General features: G+C 73.1%; 16 protein-coding genes. 7 read left to right on the top strand and 9 right to left on the bottom strand.

Annotated features, from left to right (window positions below):
* From VGD70_RS19845 to VGD70_RS19825, 5 genes are all read left to right on the top strand, one after another.
* Positions 1-204 (top strand): NADH-quinone oxidoreductase subunit NuoK (locus VGD70_RS19845; protein ID WP_331083421.1); only part of this gene is annotated, 204 nt, incomplete at its 5' end.
* Complete coding sequence (locus tag VGD70_RS19840; protein ID WP_331083419.1) at positions 201-2003, top strand: NADH-quinone oxidoreductase subunit L; 1803 nt, start codon at positions 201-203, stop codon at positions 2001-2003. The genes VGD70_RS19845 and VGD70_RS19840, both read left to right, overlap by 4 nt.
* On the top strand, positions 2000-3466 hold the full coding sequence (locus VGD70_RS19835) for an NADH-quinone oxidoreductase subunit M (RefSeq protein WP_331083417.1): 1467 nt from the start codon (positions 2000-2002) through the stop codon (positions 3464-3466). Before VGD70_RS19840 ends, VGD70_RS19835 begins: the two co-directional genes overlap by 4 nt.
* A gap of 3 nt (positions 3467-3469) precedes the next feature.
* Positions 3470-4954 carry an NADH-quinone oxidoreductase subunit N gene (locus tag VGD70_RS19830; protein WP_331083415.1) on the top strand — a complete coding sequence of 495 codons (1485 nt, stop codon included), beginning with the start codon at positions 3470-3472 and terminating at the stop codon, positions 4952-4954.
* A 4-nt stretch (positions 4955-4958) separates the two neighbouring features.
* Positions 4959-5165: a hypothetical protein gene (locus VGD70_RS19825; protein WP_331083413.1), complete on the top strand. Its 207-nt coding sequence runs from the start codon at positions 4959-4961 to the stop codon at positions 5163-5165.
* Between the two features lie 39 nt (positions 5166-5204).
* Here VGD70_RS19825 and VGD70_RS19820 read toward each other — a convergent pair whose 3' ends face one another.
* On the bottom strand, positions 5205-6353 hold the full coding sequence (locus VGD70_RS19820) for an NADH-quinone oxidoreductase subunit D (RefSeq protein ID WP_331083411.1): 1149 nt from the start codon (positions 6351-6353) through the stop codon (positions 5205-5207).
* A complete protein-coding gene (locus tag VGD70_RS19815; protein ID WP_331083409.1) occupies positions 6350-7381 on the bottom strand; it encodes an SAM-dependent methyltransferase in 1032 nt (343 codons plus the stop codon). The genes VGD70_RS19820 and VGD70_RS19815 overlap by 4 nt, the downstream gene beginning before the upstream one ends.
* A gap of 22 nt (positions 7382-7403) precedes the next feature.
* On the opposite strand from VGD70_RS19815, the gene VGD70_RS19810 reads away from it, so the two are divergent.
* Both VGD70_RS19810 and VGD70_RS19805 read left to right on the top strand, forming a co-directional pair.
* Entirely contained in the window at positions 7404-8030 is a 627-nt protein-coding gene (locus VGD70_RS19810) for a hypothetical protein (protein ID WP_331083407.1), read from the top strand.
* A complete protein-coding gene (locus VGD70_RS19805) occupies positions 8023-9027 on the top strand; it encodes a hypothetical protein (protein ID WP_331083405.1) in 1005 nt (334 codons plus the stop codon). The genes VGD70_RS19810 and VGD70_RS19805 overlap by 8 nt, the downstream gene beginning before the upstream one ends.
* Here the strand turns inward: VGD70_RS19805 and VGD70_RS19800 are convergent.
* The 7 genes from VGD70_RS19800 to VGD70_RS19770 form a co-directional block, all read right to left on the bottom strand.
* On the bottom strand, positions 9016-10446 hold the full coding sequence (locus tag VGD70_RS19800; protein ID WP_331083403.1) for an NADH-quinone oxidoreductase subunit N: 1431 nt from the start codon (positions 10444-10446) through the stop codon (positions 9016-9018). The genes VGD70_RS19805 and VGD70_RS19800 overlap by 12 nt on opposite strands.
* Before the next feature lies 1 nt (position 10447).
* Positions 10448-11950, bottom strand: a complete 1503-nt coding sequence (locus VGD70_RS19795) for an NADH-quinone oxidoreductase subunit M (RefSeq protein WP_331083401.1) — start codon at positions 11948-11950, stop codon at positions 10448-10450.
* A 2-nt stretch (positions 11951-11952) separates the two neighbouring features.
* A complete protein-coding gene (locus VGD70_RS19790) occupies positions 11953-13806 on the bottom strand; it encodes a proton-conducting transporter membrane subunit (protein WP_331083399.1) in 1854 nt (617 codons plus the stop codon).
* Between the two features lie 6 nt (positions 13807-13812).
* On the bottom strand, positions 13813-14118 hold the full coding sequence (gene nuoK / locus VGD70_RS19785; protein ID WP_331083397.1) for an NADH-quinone oxidoreductase subunit NuoK: 306 nt from the start codon (positions 14116-14118) through the stop codon (positions 13813-13815).
* Positions 14115-14675 carry an NADH-quinone oxidoreductase subunit J gene (locus tag VGD70_RS19780; protein ID WP_331083395.1) on the bottom strand — a complete coding sequence of 187 codons (561 nt, stop codon included), beginning with the start codon at positions 14673-14675 and terminating at the stop codon, positions 14115-14117. Before VGD70_RS19780 ends, nuoK begins: the two co-directional genes overlap by 4 nt.
* Before the next feature lie 11 nt (positions 14676-14686).
* The gene (locus VGD70_RS19775) at positions 14687-15610 is read right to left on the bottom strand and encodes an NADH-quinone oxidoreductase subunit H (RefSeq protein ID WP_331083393.1); all 924 of its coding nucleotides are present in this window, start codon (positions 15608-15610) and stop codon (positions 14687-14689) included.
* Positions 15603-16551, bottom strand: a 949-nt coding sequence (locus tag VGD70_RS19770; protein ID WP_331083391.1) for a hypothetical protein, incomplete at its 5' end; no start/stop codon positions are given. The genes VGD70_RS19775 and VGD70_RS19770, both read right to left, overlap by 8 nt.

Raw genomic sequence — 16551 nt, 5'->3', positions numbered from 1 at the left:
GTCAACGTCAACCTCGTGACCTTCGACAGCTGGCTCGCCGACCGGTTCGCCACCGGGCAGGTGCTGACCCTGTTCGTGATCGTCATCGCGGCGGCCGAGGTCGGCCTCGGGCTCGCGATCGTCCTGCTGGTGTACCGGAACAGGGCCAGCATCTCGGTCGACGACCTGCGCGAGCTGGCGGACCGGGACGAGGTGGCCCGGTGACCCTCCTCGCCGCCCTCGCCGTGCTGGTGCCGCTGCTCGCCGCGGCCGCCGGGCTGCTGCTCGGCCGGCGGGTCCCACCCGGCGCGGTGGCCGTCGGCGCGGCGGTCTGCTCGGTGCTCGCGATCCTGGTCGCCGTGCTGGCCGACCCGGCCCGGGTGGTGGAAACCAGCGCGCTCCTGACGCCGACCGGCACGATCCCCGTCACCGTCGGCGTGCGGATCGACGGGCTGTCGGCCACCGTCGCGGTCATGGTCGCGCTGGTGTCGCTCGCGATCCAGGTGTACTCGATCGGCTACCTGCGCGGCGGCGTGCGCTACCCGTCGTTCGCGGCGCTGGTGTCGCTGTTCACCGCGGCGATGCTCACCGTGGTGCTGTCCGCGGACCTCCTCGTCACCTACGTCGGGTGGGAGGTCATGGGGATCTGCTCGTACTTCCTCATCGGCCACCACTGGGAGCGGCCGGCGAGCACCGCCGCCGCGGTGAAGTCGTTCCTCATGACCAGGTTCGGCGATGTCGGCTTCCTGTTCGGGATCTTCGTGCTGGGCACCGCGGCGGGCTCGTTCCGGATCACCGACGTGCTCGCCGCCGTGCCGGCGATGTCCTCGGGCACGCTGCTGGCCGCCGGGCTGCTGGTCACGCTCGGCGTGGTCGGCAAGTCGGCCCAGTTCCCGCTGCACAGCTGGCTGCCCGACGCGATGGCCGGCCCGGCGCCGGTCAGCGCGCTGATCCACGCCGCGACGATGGTGGCGGCCGGCGCGTACCTGGTCGCGCTGCTGTTCCCGGTCTTCCTCGCCGCGCCGGTCGCGCTCGACGTGCTGGCCGTGCTCGCCGTCGTCTCGATGGTGGGCGCCGCGCTGGCCGCGCTGGCCGTCGACGACCTCAAGCGGGTACTGGCGTACTCGACGATCAGCCAGCTCAGCCTGATGTTCGCCGCGCTGGCGGCCGGCGGCCGGACCGCCGCGGTGGCGCACCTGCTCGCGCACGCCGCGTTCAAGGCGCTGCTGTTCCTGGGCGCCGGCGCGGTGTTCCTCGCCGTCGGCAGCACCCTCATGACCCGCATGGGCGGGCTGCGGCGCTCGATGCCGGTGACGTTCGCGACCATGACCGTGGGCTTCGCCGCCCTCGCCGGGATCCCGCCGACCAGCGGGTTCTTCAGCAAGGACGCGATCGTCACGGTCGCCGAGCACGCCGCGACCGGCACTGCCCCGCCGGTCGCGGCGACCACCGCGTGGCTGGTCCTCGTCGGCGTGCTGGTCACCGTGGCGCTGACCGCCGCCTACACCACCAGGGCGTGGCTGCGCACGTTCTTCGGTCCCGGGCCGGCCGTGGCGGAGGCGCCCGCGATCATGCGCTGGCCCCTGGTCGCGCTGGCCGTTCCCGCGCTGCTGCTCGGGCTCGGCCTGCTGTGGTCGGTGTCGCTGCGGCCGGACCTGTCGAGCGCGGTGCTCTCGGTGGCGCTGACCGGTTTCGGCGCGGGCGCGGTGTACCTCGCCTGGCGCCGGGACCCCGCGGCGGACCCGGCGGACCTGCTGGGCCGGGCCCGTCCGGTCCTCGCCACCGCGGGCCACACCGACGACCTGTACGAGCGCACCGTGGCCCGCGCGGTGCTCCGGCTGGCCGACGCGGTGGTCGGGGTCGACGACCGCGTGGTCGGCCGCGCGGTGACCGGTGCCGGGCGCAACGCCCGCCGGCTAGGTAGCGCCATGAGACTGACCCAGAACGGCAACCCGCAGTTCTACCTGACCGGCCTGCTCGCGGGCGTGCTGCTGATCGCGGTCGGGGTGGTGGTGCTGTCATGATCACCCTGCTGCTCGTGGCGGTGCCGCTGGCCGGCTGCCTCGTCGTGCTGCTGGCGCCGGTCCGGCTCGCCACCGTGCTCGGCGTCGTGGTCACCGCGGCCACCCTGGCGGTCGCCGTGGGGATGGCGGTGATGTTCGACTACGGGCGGACCGGGATGCGGCTGTCCCTGGACGTGGCGTGGATCCGGCCGATCGACCTGCGGTTCCACCTCGGCGTGGACGGGGTCTCGCTGCCGCTCGTGGTGCTGACCGCGCTGCTGTGCCTGCTGTGCGCGATCTACACCGCCCGCCCCCAGGGACAGGCGGACCGCCCGCGGGCGCTCGTGGCGTTGCTGCTGCTCACCGAGGTCGGCATGCTCGGCACGTTCGTCGCCCTGGACCTGTTGCTGTTCTTCGTGTTCTTCGAGATCGTGCTCGTGCCGATGTACGCGGTGATCGCCGGCTGGGGCACCGGACCCGGGCGGACCGCGGCGGCGCGCCAGTTCATCCTCTACACCCTGCTCGGCTCCGGCGTGCTGCTCGTCGGGCTGCTGGTGATCTACGTCCAGACGTCCACATTGGACATGGTGGCGCTGGCCGCGCGCGGCGGCGCCGGGCTCGGCCACGCCGTCCAGGTGATCGCCTTCGTCCTGGTGGCCGGCGGCCTGGCGGTGAAGGTGCCGATGTGGCCGCTGCACACCTGGCTGCCGGACGCGCACACCGAGGCGCCGACCGTGGGCTCGGTGCTGCTCGCCGGGGTGCTGCTGAAGATGGGCACCTACGGCATGATCCGGATCGCGGTGCCGGTGCTGCCCGAAGGCGCCGCCGCGTGCGCGCCGCTGCTCGGCGCGTTCGGCGTGATCGGCATCGTGTACGCCGCCCTCGCCTGCCTCGGGCAGCGCGACCTGAAGCGGCTCATCGCGTTCTCGAGCGTCGGGCACATGGGGTTCGTGCTGCTCGGCATCGCCACACTCACGCCGGTCGGCATCAACGCGGCGCTGTTCGGCAACATCGCGCACGGCCTGATCACCGGTCTGCTGTTCTTCGTGGCGGGCGGCATCGCGCAGCGCTACGGCGGCACCGCGCACCTCGGCGGCGGGCTGCTGGCCGGTGCCCCCAGGCTGGGCGCGCTGCTCGTCGTCGCGTCGGTGGCGAGCCTCGGGCTGCCCGGGCTCGCGGGGTTCTGGGGCGAGATGCTCGCCATGCTGTCCGCGTTCCAGCCGGACGCGCGCCTCGATCGCGGGCTGTACCTGGGTTTCCTGGGCGTCGCGGGGATCGGCGCGGTGCTGACGGCGGCGTACTTCCTCGTGATGCTCCGCCGGGTGGCGCAGGGGCCGGCCGGCGGGGCGCCCGTGCCGGACGTGACCGGCCGCGAGTGGGTCGTGTGGACCCCGTTGCTGGTGCTGGTGATCGTCGCCGGGCTGTGGGCCCGGCCGGTCCTCGGCGTGACCGACGGCGCGGTGCGCGCGCTGCTGGGGGCGTGAGCCGTGCTGACGACCCAGAGCATCGACTACCTGGCGATCGCGCCGCCGCTGCTGCTCGCGCTCACCGCGCTCGTGGTGCTGCTGGCCGACACCTTCCGGGTGGCCGCCCGGAACGTGTCGATCATCGCGCTGGTGGGGGTGCTGGGCGCGCTCGCCGCGGCGGCCGCGCTGGTCGCCGGACCCGCGCGGCGCACGTTCTGCGTGCCCGGCGCGTGCGCGTACGTGGTCGACGACTTCACGCTGCTGTTCCAGCTCGTCATGCTGCTGGCCGGGTTCGTGGTGCTGCTCGTCGCGAGGCTCGAGGTCCGCGACACATCGCTTCCGGTGGGGGAGTTCCACTTCCTGGTGCTCGCCGCCCTGTCCGGCGCGGTCACGCTGGCGGCCGCGCGGGACCTGGTGACGCTCGTGGTGAGCCTGGAGGTCGTGTCGCTGCCGCTGTTCGCGCTGGTGGCGCTGCGCCGCTACGACGGCCGGTCGACCGAGGCCGGGCTGAAGATGTTCCTCGTGTCGGTCACCTCGACCGCGGTGATGCTGTTCGGGATCAGCCTGGTCTACGGCGTCACCGGGACCGTGTTCCTGGAGGCGATGCCCGCGGCGCTCGGCCGGCCGGGAACCCCGGAGGCGGTCGCCGCGGCCGGGATCGTGTTGGTGCTCGTCGGGTTCGGGTTCAAGATCTCGGCGGTGCCGTTCCACTTCTGGGCGCCGGACACCTACGAGGGCGCCCCGATCGCGGTCGCGGCCTTCCTGTCGGTGGTGTCCAAGGCGGCCGGGTTCGCTGGGCTGATCGTGGTGCTGACCGTGGGGTTCGGCCCGTACGCGCGGGTGTGGGGGCCGCTGGTCGGGGTGCTCGCGGTCGCGACCATGACCGTCGGCAACCTGGTGGCACTGCGCCAGCAGGTCACGATGCGGCTGCTCGCCTGGTCGTCGATCGCGCAGGCCGGGTACATGCTCGCGCCGCTGGCGGCGGTCAGCGGGGTGGCGGGCGACGCGCGGATGCGTGAGCTGGTCGCGGCGACCGCCGGCTACGTGGCGATCTACGCGGTGATGACGATCGGCGTATTCGCGGTGCTCGCGCACATCGGCTGGATCGGCCGGCACGGCGGCGGCACCCTCGACGACCAGCGCGGGCTCGCGCGCACCAACCCCGCGACCGCGCTCGCGCTGGCGTTCTTCCTGGCGTGCCTCGCCGGGCTGCCGCCGGGGCTCGCCGGGCTGTTCGCGAAGATCTTCGTCTTCCGCGGCGCGATGAGCGGCGGCTACGGGTGGCTCGCCGCCGCGATGGCGGTCAACACGGTGATCGGGCTCTACTACTACCTCGCGTGGGCGAGCAGGCTGTTCGCCGCCCGGCGCGCCGGAGTCCACTTCGGACGGGTCGCGGGCCCGGTGGCCGTGGCGGTGGCGGTGGCCGCGGCGGGAACCGTGCTGCTGTCCCTGCTCCCGCAGCTGGTGCTGGGCATCGCGCCGCTCGGCGCGACGATGGGAGGCTGACGACGTGGACCTGCAGGCGACCGTGGCGACCTTCTCGCCGGAGCGGCACGCCGGGACAGTTCTGCTCGACGACGGGACACAACTGTCGTTCGATGCCAGGGCCTTCGCCGGCAGCGGGCTGCGGCTGCTGCGGCTGGGCCAGCGGGTGGTGCTGCGGGTCGTGGGCGGTCAGGTGGTGGCGCTGACCCACAGCTGCCTGCCGCTGCCCTGATCCGTATCGTGGCTGGTGCACCCAAGGACTACCGGACGGTTACTTGTCGATGTCGCCCACCACGAAGAACATCGACCCCAGGATCGCGATCATGTCGGCCAGCAGGGAGCCGCGCATCAGCTCGGGCAGCACCTGGACGTTGTTGAACGACGCCGTGCGCAGCTTGAGCCGCCACGGGGTCTTCTCACCCCGGGAGACCAGGTAGTAGCCGTTGACGCCCAACGGGTTCTCGGTCCAGGCGTACGTGTGCCCGGCGGGCGCCTTGACCACTTTGGACGTTCGGGCGCGGATGGGGCCCGGCGGCAGCGCGGCCAGCCGGTCGAGGCACTGCTCCGCGAGCCCCAGGGACGCGAAGACCTCCTCGAACAGGCACTCGAACCTGGCCAGGCAGTCGCCCTCGGTGCGGGTGACCACCGGCACGTCGAGCTCGTCGTAGGCGAGGTAGGGGTCGTCGCGGCGGAGGTCGAAGTCCAGGCCGCTGGCGCGGGCGACCGGGCCGGACACCCCGTACTCGGCGGCCTGCCCGGCGCTCAGCACGCCGACACCCCGGGTGCGGGCCTGGAAGATCTCGTTGTCCATGATGAGGTTCTGGATCTCCCGCGCGCCGCGGCGCACCTGCGCGACGGCCTGCCCGGTGCGGGTGAGCCAGCCGGCCGGCAGGTCGTCCTTGAGGCCGCCGACCCGGTTGAACATGTAGTGCATCCGGCCGCCGGAGATCTCCTCCATCACCTGCTGGATCACCTCGCGCTCGCGGAACGCGTAGAAGATCGGCGTGATGGCGCCGAGCTCGATCGGGTAGGAGCCCAGGAACATCAGGTGGTTGAGCACCCTGTTCAGCTCGGCGAGCAGCATGCGTGCCCACACCGCGCGCACCGGCACCTCGAGGCCGGTCATCCGCTCCACCGCGAGCACCACACCAAGCTCGTTGCAGAACGCGGACAGCCAGTCGTGCCGGTTGGCCAGCACGATGATCTGCCGGTAGTCCCGCGCCTCGAACAACTTCTCGGCACCGCGGTGCATGTAGCCGATGATCGGCTCGACCTCGGTGATCCGCTCGCCGTCCAGGGTGATCCGCAGCCGCAGCACGCCGTGCGTGGCGGGGTGCTGCGGGCCGATGTTGAGCACCATGTCCTCGGTGGCGAGCTCGCCGGCACCCGATCCTATTGCGACTGTCCGTTCCGTACTCATCGCATCCCGTCCCGCAGTGGGGCCGGAATCCCCGTGCCCACCGCTTGTACGAGCCACCCGTGCGCGCCGAGCCCCGCCCGGTCGATCAGTTCTGCGTCCTCGCCGGCCCGCCGAAGGTCTCGCAGGTAGCGCGCCGGATCCGAACGAGCCACCGAGATCGGTGGCCGCCTGCCGAGCACGCCCAAGGAGCATAACGCCGTTCGCTGGTCCGACAACACCGTCGCGGTGGCGCCTGCGCCGACCCCGGCGGCCGCGCACGCGTCGAGGGCGACGTGCGCGGTGATGTCGCACGAGCCGTCCGGCACCGGCAGCACCTGCCGCCCGTCGCGGTAGCCGGTGAGCGTGCCGAACACGGGCCGGTCGGCCGCCTCGTGCGCGTAGTCCATCGCCAGCGCGACGCCGCGGGTCAGCGAGCCCAGTACCGCCGCCCACGCCTCGTCGCGTGGCCGGCCGATCTCCGCGCGCGCACCGGTGGCCCGCAACGGCCACCACCGGTCGAGCCACCGCCGGTCGGCCTCGTCGGGTGGCTCGCCGGCGCGCTCGGCGCCGGTGGCCGGGTCGACCATCGTGAGCCGCGGCCCGTCGGCGGTCTGCTCGGCGACGTCGACCGGGATGTTGTCCAGCCACTCGTTCGCGATGACCACGCCGGTGATCGACGCGGGGATGGCCGAGGTCCAGGCGATCCGGGGGTCCAGCGCCGTCGGGCGGGGTGCGACCTCCACGGCGACCGGCCGCAGGCGCGCGGTGAGCTCGGCGGGCGCGAGCCGGGCGAACCCGGCCAGCAGCTCCGCGCCGCCCGCGCCGACGTCGACGACGTCCAGTCGGGCCGGATGGCCGAGGGCGGCGTCGACCTCGGCGAGGACGGTGAGCAGCGCACCGGCGAAATGGGGGGAGGCGTGCACCGAGGTGCGGAAGTGCCGGGCGGGCTGGCGCGCCGTGCGGTAGAAGCCGTTGGTCGCGTCGTACAACGCGCGTTCGCCGGCCACGCGCCAGGTGCGCCACTTCGCGTCCGCGCCGGCCTGCGTCATGATAAAACGTTAGTCCGCCGAATTGGCGGCGGCAAGCCAGCAGCGTCGTTCCACCGGACAGAAATGTCCGCACCCCGAGTTTCTTTCCCGCCGCGTCTCCTCGATTCCGGAAATCCCGGAACTCGTGCGGCACAGCCGGTTTCATGCGTGGCGCATCCAGCATGCGAGCGACCGGCAGCACGATGGAAGAATGATCACCGCCGTCTTGGAAGCCGTGCACACGGCCGCGCTGGCCAGCTGGTTCGGGTGCATGTGCTACAGCGTCATGTTCGTGCAGAAGCACCCGATGCGGGCCCGGGAGCCCGCCGTGTGGGAGGTCTTCGTCACCGAGATGGTGCACGGGGTGCGGTGGATCGTGCTCGGCACCATGGCGGTGATCTTTCCCAGCTGGGTCGCGCTGATCGTCATCCGGCTCACCGCGCAGGGCTCCGACACGCTCTGGCTTTCCCTGGTGTCCGCGAAATCCGTGCTGCTCGTCGCCGTCGTGCTGCTGTTCGTGTACGTGTCCTGGCATTTGTGGCCGTTACGCATATTCGCCCTGCCCGAGGAGCTGCCGCCGATTGACCGGAAGTTCCTCAACGCTTCCCAGGGGCTGGTACTCACCCTCGGCAGTGCGCTTGCCATCGGCGTTGTCGCGGGCCATGTATAGCGACCTCGCACAGGCCCGGGCCTGGAACCGGCCGATGCTGGTCTTCGCCGGCGCGAGTGCGGTACTCGGCGTCGTCGCGATCGTCGGGATGCTCGTGGACCACCGCATGCTCGGCGGCGCGCCGGTCTGGGCCAAACCGCTCAAGTTCGCGATCTCCGGCGTGCTCTACGGGCTGACCTGGGCATGGCTGTGCTCGCTCGTCGACCGCCGGCAGCGAACCGTGCGCAGGGCCTCCGCCGTCATCGTCGTCCTGCTCGGTCTCGAGCTGCTGCTCATCACCGGCCAGGTGGTGCGCGGAAGGCCCAGCCACTTCAACGTCGGGACGCTGTTCGACGCGACCGTGTACGAGATCATGGCCACGTCCATCGTCGTCGTGTGGTGTGGTGCGCTGGTGCTCACCGTGCTGGTGCTGCGCAGCGACATCCGCGACGGGGCACGCAAGCTGACGGTCGGCCTCGGCGCGGTGATCTCGCTCGTCGGCGTCGGGCTCGGCGCGCTGATGACCATCCCCACCGGGGGCCAAATCGCGGCGCTCGAGGCCGGCGGGAACTTCCACACCTTGGGCACGCACACCGTCGGCGCGCCGGACGGCGGGCCGGGGCTGCCGCTGCTCGGGTGGAGCACCACCGGTGGCGACCTGCGGATCCCGCACTTCGTCGGAATGCACGGGCTGCAGGCGATGCTGCTGTGGTACCTGGTCCTCGGGCTGCTCGCCGCGCGGTGGTCCCGGTTCCGGCTCGCCGCGGTGCGGTCCAGCCTGGTGCGCATCGGCGCGGCGGGATACGCGGGGCTGCTCGTCCTGCTGACCTGGCAGGCCTACCGCGGGCAGCCGATCACCAGTCCGGACGGATGGACACTCGCCGCGTTCGGCGTGCTGGTCGCCGGGATGGCGGTCGCCGCGGCCATGGCACTCCGGCGGCCTGTCGTGTCCACAGTGGACAATGACGTTCCGGAGCCGGTCGTCGCGATCCCGGAGCCCGCCGGGTCAGCGCGGTAGGAGGCTGGTGTCGACGGCGGCGAGGACGGTGCCGCTGAGGAGGCCGACGGCGACGGAGGCCGCGGCTGCGACGTAGGCGGTGACCAGCGCCGGCCGGGCGGGGGTGGGGAAGTCGGGGCTGGTGCGCATGGCTGGGGTGATCCAGCGCAGGTAGTAGAAGACGCTGGCGACGGTGTTGATCGCGGCGATGACGACGAGCCAGCCGAGGCCGGCGTCGAGGGTGGCGGTGAAGACGGTGAGCTTGCCGGTGAAGACGCCGGTGGGCGGGGTGCCGATGAGGCCGAGCAGGCAGATGGCGAGGCTGAGCAGGAGCCAGGGGCGGTGCCGGCGCAGGCCGGTGTAGTCGTCGAGGGTGGTGGCCCGGGGGAGCGCGCTGATGACGGCGAACGCGCCGAGGTTGGTGACGGCGTAGGCGGCGAGGTAGAGCAGCAGGCTGGGCAGCGCGAGGGTGGCGCGGCCGGCGGCGGCGACGGCCATCAGGAGGTAGCCGACCTGGCTGATCGTGGAGTAGGCGAGCAGCCGGCGGACGTTGGTCTGGAAGAACGCGGCGAGGTTGCCCAGCGTCATGGTGACGGCGGCGAGTACCGCGATGAGCAGTGGCCAGCCGAGGTCGGTCGGGGTGAGGGGGATGGCCACGAGCCGGTAGAGGGCCACCAGCGCGCCGACCTTGGGGATGGTGGTGACGATCGCGCCGACCGCGGGGCGGGTGCCCTCGGTGACGTCGGGGACCCAGAAGTGCGCCGGCACGGCGCCGGCCTTGAACAGCAGCCCGCCCAGCACGGCGATCGCGCCGACCGCGACGGCGGCGAGCGGCGCGCCGGGCAGCGTGGCGCCGAGGGTGGGGTAGTCGGTGCCACCGCCGACGCCGGACACCAGCATGACGCCGACCAGCATGGTGGTGCCGAGCAGCGCGGAGAGGAGGTAGAACTTCAGGCCGGCCTCGGTGCCCGGGGCGTCCTTGGCGAACCCGATGAGCGCGTAGAGCGGCACGCTGGCCAGCAGGTAGGCGGCGGCGAGCAGCAGGAGGTCGTTCGCGCCGGCGAGCAGCACCGCGCCGAGCGCGCCGAGCAGCAGCAGCACCACGAACTCGGTTTCCCTTGCGTGGCGCCGGATCTCGGTGCTGGCCATGGTGAGCACGAGCAGCACGGACACCAGGACGACGGCCCGGGCCGCGTTGGTGGCGGTGTCGACGGCGTAGCTGTTCTCGAACACCGCCGTGCTCGCCCGGGACCAGCCGGCCACGGTGGACACGAGGGCGGCGAGGCACGCGGCCGCGGCCAGCGCGCGGACCAGCCACTGGTGTGCGCGGGGCAGGAACGACCCGAGCAGCAGCCCGAACACGGCCGCACCCGCGAGGAGCAGCTCCGGCAGCAGCCGCCCCAGGTCCTGGGCGATCGTCGCGTTCATGGTGGTGTTCATGTCACCGGCTCACCAGCAGGCCGAGCGTGCGGGCCGCGGGCTCGACGAGGTCGAGCAGGAAGCGCGGGAACAGCCCGAGCACCACGGCGAGCACCATCAGCGGCGCGATGGAGAGGGTCTCGGCGGCGGTGAGGTCGGTGACACCCGGACCGGGCCCGGCCGTGGCCGGCGGGCCGAGGAACAGCCGCTGGTAGGCGCGCAGGAACAACGCCGCGGTGATGAGGATGCCCACGAAGGCCAGCGCGGTGGCGACCGGTGCGCCCGGCAGGGACCCGGTGAAGATCTGGAACTCGGCGATGAACCCGGAGAAGCCGGGCAGGCCCAGGGAGGCGAACGCGGCGACCGCGGTGAGGCCGGCGAAGCGCGGGGTGCTGGCGGCGAGCCCGCCGTAGGCGCCGAGGTCGTAGGTGCCGCCCCGGTCGTAGAGCACGCCGGCGAGCAGGAACAGGGCGCCGGTGATGAGGCCGTGGCTCACCATCTGGGTGACCGCGCCGGTGACCGCGAGGTCGTGTGCCTGCCTGTCCGATGTGGACACCAGGCCGGCGGCGCCCACGGCGAGGACGATGTAGCCCATGTGGTTGACCGACGTGTAGGCGATCATCCGCTTGACGTTCTGCTGCGCCAGGGCCACCAGCGCGCCGTAGAGCACGCTGACCACCCCGACGATGATGATCACCGGTGCCCAGCGGCGCCAGGTGTCGGGCAGCATGGGCATCGCGATCCGCACGAAGCCGTAGGTGCCGAGCTTCAGCAGCACACCGGCGAGGATCGCCGAGCCCGCGGCCGGGGCCTCGGTGTGCGCGGGTGGGAGCCAGGTGTGGAACGGCACGGTCGGCGTCTTGATCGCGAGGCCGACGACGACGGCGAGCAGCACGAGCGTCGCGACGGTTCCCTTGCCCGCCAGGGGGTTCTGCGCGGCGAGCTGGACCATGTCGAAGGTGTTCGGCTCGGCGGCGAGGTAGAGGCCGATGAAGCCCAGCAGCAGCGCGAGCGAGCCGAGGAAGGTGTAGAGGAAGAACTGCAGGGCCGCCCGGGCCGCGTCGCGGTGTCCCCAGCCGGCGATCACGAAGTACATGCCCACGATGGACAGGTCGAAGAAGACGAAGAACAGGATCAGGTCCAGCGAGACGAACACGCCGAGGCAGACGGTCTCGAGGAACAGGAACAGCGCGGCGAACGAGCGGACCCGCTCGGTCTGGCGCAGCGAGTAGACCGCGCAGGCGAGGAACAGCACGGCGGTCAACGCGAGCAGCGGCAGGCTCAGCCCGTCGACGCCGACGTGGTAGCCCGAGCTCACGCTGGGGATCCACCGCCGGTTCACCTCGAAGCCGTAACCGGTGCCCGCCCCGGTGCTGCGGTAGCGGACCCAGACCGCGACCACGAGCGCCAGCTCGGCGGTGCTGGCGAGGATCCAGACCCAGCGCACCACCGCGTCGCCGACCCTGGGCAGCGCCAGCAGGATCACCGCGACCGCCAGCGGCAGGAACACCACGATGCTGAGCACGTTCACCGTCCGTTCGAGAGCACGAGCAGCAGGACGGCGAGCGCGGCCAGCGCGACCACCGCCTGTGCGTAGTAGTGGTGCAGCTGACCGGTCTGCGGCCGCCGCGCCAGCCCGCCCAGCACGCGGAAGGCCCGCGCCAGCGCGCGGACGAGCCCGTCGACCGACCACTCGACCCTCGTGTCGACCACGCGGGCGACCGCGGTCCCGGCCGCGGCGGTGGCCCGCACCCCGCCGGCCACGACCCGGTCGTCGAACCGCGCCAGCCCGGTGGCCGTGGCCCGCATCGGCCGGGCGACAAGGGTTCGCGCGATGTTCTCCAGGCCGAGCCAGCCGGCGAGCGGCCGGTAGGCCGGCACGTCGCCCCGGCCCACGAAGGCCGCGGCCGCGGCGGCGGTGGCCACGGCGAGGGCGCCGGAGGCGAGCAGCTCCCACCAGGCCGGCCCGGGCTCGGCGGCGGCGGAGACGAGGCCGGCGAACCACCGCCACACCCCGGGCACGGCCAGCACGCCGAGCAGCGCCGCGCCCGCGGCGAGCGGCGGCAGGGCGGCCCGCTGCCAGGTGGTGACCCGGCCGGTCCCGGGCTGCTCGGGCTGCTCGGGCACCCACCCCGGTTCCGGCTCGGACCAGACCAGCGTCACCGCCCGGCCCGCGTAGGCGGCGCTGAGCGCGGCCGCGGCCAGGCCCACCAGGTACAGCGGGGTCGACTCGGCGAGCGCGCCGGCGAGGACGTGGTCCTTGGTGGCCCAGAGGGACAGTGGCGGGATCCCGGCCAGCGCGATGCCGCCGACGGTGAACGTGGTGCCGACGACGGGGAAGCGGCGGGCCACCCCGCGCAGCGCCGGCAGCTGCTTGGTGCCCAGCGCCGTCAGCCACGCCCCGGCGCACAGGAACAGCAGGCTCTTGGTCAGCGCGTGCGCCACCAGCTGCCCGGTCCCGGCGGCCACCCCGCCGGTGCCGGCCGCGAGCACGACGAACCCCACCTGCGCGCACGTCGACGCGGCGAGCAGCTGCTTGAGATCCCGCTGCACCACCGCCACCGCGCCCAGCAGCAGCGCGGTCGCCGCTCCGCCCCAGGCGACCAGCGTCGCCGCCCACGAGGTGGCGGCGAGCAGCGGTTCGAGGCGCAGCAACAGGTAGCCGCCGGCCGCGACCATGGTCGCCGAGTGCAGCAGCGCCGACACCGGGCTCGGCCCGTCCATCGCGCGCGACAGCCAGAAGCTGAACGGCAGCTGCGCCGACTTCCCCAGCGCGGCCAGCACGACCCCGGCCGCCACCACGTCCCGCCAGCCGTCGGGCAGCCCGGCCAGCTCGCCCAGCCCGAGACCACCCGCACCGCCCGCCAGCGCGGCACCGGCGGCGAGGTAGAGCCCGAGGTCGGCGCCCCGGGTGGTCAGGAACGCGACCCTGCCCGAGCTGGCCCGCCGCGGCTCCCGCCACCAGAACCCGATGAGCGCGTAGGACGCCGCGCCCATCGCCTCCCACGCCATCAGCAACGCGACCAGCGTGGTGGCGGTGACCGTCACCAGCATCGCGCCCGCGAACACCAGCATGAACCCGAAGAACCGCGCCCGCGCCAGGTCCGGCTCACCGGCCGCGAACACCAGCACGGCAAGCAGTACGACCGCCACCGCGACCACCATGACCGCGGACAGCCCGTCCACCCGCAGCCCGAACGCCACACCGTCCAGATAGGACGCCGACACGGCGGGCCGCTCGACGGCCACGGCGACCGACAGCGCCAGCGTCACGAGGGTGGCCGCGATCGCGGCGGGCGCGGCGAGCCTGTCGGCCCGCCGGCCGGCGACCAGCAGCAGGCCGCCCGCCAGGAGCGGGACCGCGACGAGGAGCCACAGCATCGGCCGTCAGTCCTTGAGGTCCGCGGCCAGGTCGGTCACTTCCACGTCCCGGGCCCGGAACACCGCCGTGGTGACCGCGAACCCGCCGGCCATCTCGATGGCCATGGCGGTGACCGCCAGCACGACGACCACCTGCCCGTCCGGCCGGTCGGGGGCGGTGAAGTACCAGAACGCGGCCGCACCGACGATCACCGCGTTGACCATCAGCTCGAGCCCCATCATGATCATCACGATCGACTGCTGGGACAGGGCACCGTAGAGGCCGACGCTGAACAGCGCCGACGCCAGCAGCAGGTAGTCCGGCAGACTCATCCGATACCTCCCCGCACCGGGTCGTCGGGTCGCTCGCGGTCCAGGCGGTCGCCGTAGCGGTCGTAGCGGCCCCGGTGAGTGGCGAGCACGACCGTGGCGACGATCGTGGCGAACAACGCGAGGCCCAGCACGATCATCGTCAGCATCTTCGGCCCCATCAGCGCCGCACCCAGCTGCATCGTGGGGTCGGCCGGGCGCCCCGCGGTCGACCCGGCCCGCGAGGTGGGCCAGTCGATGAGGTAGACGCCCGCCGCGAGCACGGCGAACGTGCCGGCGGCGATGGCGAGCGACCCCTTCTGGTTGTGCACCATGGTCATCGGCATCAGCCCGGCCGGGTTCATCATGTACATCACCATGAACACGACCATGATGACCATCTCCATGATCATCATGAGGATGACGAGCACGCCGAGGTAGGTCAGCTCGACCAGCAGCACCGTCGCGGCGGCGAACAGGAACGACGCGAGCAGCGCGAAGGTCGCGCGGGCCATCGAGCCCACCCGGAACACCGCGATGCCGGTGACCACCGCGCCCACCGCGCACACCCAGAACCACACGTCCGCACCTCCTAGCTGACCAGAACGGACACGAACAACGCCTGCAGCAGGGTGGCGGGAACCAGCACCAGCCAGGCGACCTCGGTGAACCGTTCCATCCGGATCGTCGGCAGCCGGCGCCCCACCCACCCGAGCACACCCAGCACCGCGGCGGTCTTCAGCACCGACCACAGCCAGTCCGGCAGCAGCGGCCCCGCGCCGCCGCCGAGGAACAGCGGCACCGCCATCGCCGCGCCCGACACGAGCAGCACCCATCGCCCCGCCACGAACACCAGTCTGTCCACACCGGACAGCTCGGCGAGCGCGCCGCCGGCGATGTCCGCGCCGGCGGCTTGGTCGAACGGCCGGAAGAACGCCATGGCCAGCACGGAAATCAGGTATACGAGGAAGGCGACCGGCATCCAGACCACGAACCACAGGTCGCGCTGGGCGGCCACGATGTCGCCCACCCGCAGCGAGCCGGCGCCGATCGCCGCCGTGGTGAGCACGAACATGTGCGGCAGCTCGTAGGCCAGCCCCTGCGCGACGAACCGGTAGCCACCCACCAGCCCGAACGCCGAGTTGGCCCCCCACCCGGCGAGCCAGACCGCGGCCCACGCCACGACCTCCATGGCGTTGAACCACACGACCCCGACGGACAGGTCCCCGACCGCCCACCGCCCGAGCGGCGTCCCCAGCGACGCCAGGACCGCCGCGACGAGCAGCACCACGCCGGCGCCGCGCCAGAGCAGCGTGTCCGCGGCCGGCGTGCGCCGCCGCTGCTGGACGAGCAGCCCGGCGACCGCCCGCAACGGCGCGACCGCCCCCGCGCGCACACCGGGCCGGCCGGCCGCCCTGGCCGCGAGCCCGGCATCGAACCCGGCCGCGGCCAGCGCGAACACGGCCAGCACGACCGGCAGCACCAGCGCTCCCCACCAGGCCGTCCGCTCAACCATGGTGGGCTCCGCGGTGGGTTTCGTCGTGGGTGAGCAGGTCGAGGTCCGGGTCGAGGCTCGCCACGACGAGCCGCGCGGTCGCGAGCTCCGTGCCCGCCAGCAGGGCCGGCAGGTTGTCCAGTGTCCACTGTGTCTCGTCCGCGGTCGGCGGCTCGGGGAACGGGTCGAGCCAGCGGCGGAGGCGGTCCAGCGCGTCCCCGGTGAGCGCGGCCGGACCGGCCGGTATGGAGCCGACATCCGCGAGGAGCCAGCGCAACGCGCGCGACCGGCGCACCCGGTCGGCCCACGCCGCGATCCTCGGCCGGTGGCCGGCGAGCACCTCGTCCCGCAGGCGCTGCGCGGCGACCGACGCGTCCACCCAGCCGGCCAGCGCGAGCAGACGGGCACCCGAGTCCAGCCGGCGAGCGGTGGCGTCGCCCGGCCACGGCTCGCCGCCGCCACCGACCACCTCGACGGTCGCGTCCTGGATCACGTCGCCCTGCAGTCGCGTGTGGACGATCAGTCCCGCGGGCCACAGCGGCAGCACGGGTCCCAGCGGGACGTGCAGCTGGTCGAGCTTCAGGCCGTCCCGGTCGTCGGCCCGGTCCGCCATGGGCACGCCGCCCGGCATAGCCATGCCGTCCATGCCGTCCATGTGGTGACCGTGGTGACCGTGGTCCAGGTGGTGGCCGTGGTCGCCGTGGTCCTCGGCGGGTGCCAGGTCGTGGGCGGTGTGCTCGACCGGCGGCCGGGATGCCTGCGCGCGTTGCCGGCCGGCGTCGCGGAGCTCGCGCACGGCCGAGTCCAGCCCGCCGACGATGTGCTCGGGGATGTCCACGCGCGCCCGGGGCGCGGGCAGCTGGTCCCACACCCGCCGGACGAAGGGTTCGAGCTCGTGCCCGGCCGCCCCCGCGACGACGAGGAGGTTCGCCTCGGCCGGGCTCAGGGCGGGCCGCCAGCCG

It is taken from the genome of Actinophytocola sp., from assembly GCF_036402745.1.
Taxonomy (GTDB): domain Bacteria; phylum Actinomycetota; class Actinomycetes; order Mycobacteriales; family Pseudonocardiaceae; genus Actinophytocola.
Note: the sequence above shows the minus strand (reverse complement) of the source record. Positions and strands in the feature narration are given on the sequence as shown.

Coding starts and splice junctions, on each gene's coding strand:
- VGD70_RS19835 (WP_331083417.1), top strand. CDS start 2,000: ATGATCACCCTGCTGCTCGTGGCGGTGCCGCTGGCCGGCTGCCTCGTC.
- VGD70_RS19820 (WP_331083411.1), bottom strand. CDS start 6,353: ATGAGTACGGAACGGACAGTCGCAATAGGATCGGGTGCCGGCGAGCTC.
- VGD70_RS19815 (WP_331083409.1), bottom strand. CDS start 7,381: ATGACGCAGGCCGGCGCGGACGCGAAGTGGCGCACCTGGCGCGTGGCC.
- VGD70_RS19805 (WP_331083405.1), top strand. CDS start 8,023: ATGTATAGCGACCTCGCACAGGCCCGGGCCTGGAACCGGCCGATGCTG.
- VGD70_RS19800 (WP_331083403.1), bottom strand. CDS start 10,446: ATGAACACCACCATGAACGCGACGATCGCCCAGGACCTGGGGCGGCTG.
- VGD70_RS19790 (WP_331083399.1), bottom strand. CDS start 13,806: ATGCTGTGGCTCCTCGTCGCGGTCCCGCTCCTGGCGGGCGGCCTGCTG.
- nuoK (WP_331083397.1), bottom strand. CDS start 14,118: ATGAGTCTGCCGGACTACCTGCTGCTGGCGTCGGCGCTGTTCAGCGTC.
- VGD70_RS19775 (WP_331083393.1), bottom strand. CDS start 15,610: ATGGTTGAGCGGACGGCCTGGTGGGGAGCGCTGGTGCTGCCGGTCGTG.